Source organism: Thioclava sp. JE_KL1, from assembly GCF_009296265.1.
Lineage (GTDB): Bacteria > Pseudomonadota > Alphaproteobacteria > Rhodobacterales > Rhodobacteraceae > Thioclava.
The window spans coordinates 1-378 of record NZ_WBJS01000131.1 but is presented as its reverse complement, the minus strand read 5'-3'; the positions used below and the strand labels follow the sequence as shown (position 1 = coordinate 378).

The window sequence follows — 378 nt, the reverse complement described above, 5'->3', positions numbered from 1 at the left end:
TATTTTGGAAGGATGTCGACAAACAAAAGTTGGACATCTGGTCTATGCTTCCTCTAGTTCCGTTTATGGAATGAATGCTAAGATTCCATTTTCTACTGAAGATAGGGTGGATTTTCCAATCTCGCTTTATGCAGCAACTAAAAAATCGAATGAGTTGATGGCTCATGCCTATAGTCATTTATATGACATTCCAACCACAGGTCTACGTTTCTTTACAGTTTATGGCCCATGGGGTCGTCCTGATATGGCCTACTTTTCATTTACGAAAAAGATTCTAGCGGGTGAAGCGATAGATGTTTTCAATAATGGACAAATGGAGCGTGACTTTACTTATATCGACGATATTGTTGAGGGTGTTGTTCGTGTTATGGATCGTAT

Annotated in this window: 1 protein-coding gene; it reads left to right on the top strand. The window is 39.2% G+C overall.

The features are described from left to right. Positions 1-378 (top strand): NAD-dependent epimerase/dehydratase family protein (locus tag F8R15_RS22465; protein WP_152845905.1); only part of this gene is annotated, 378 nt, incomplete at both ends.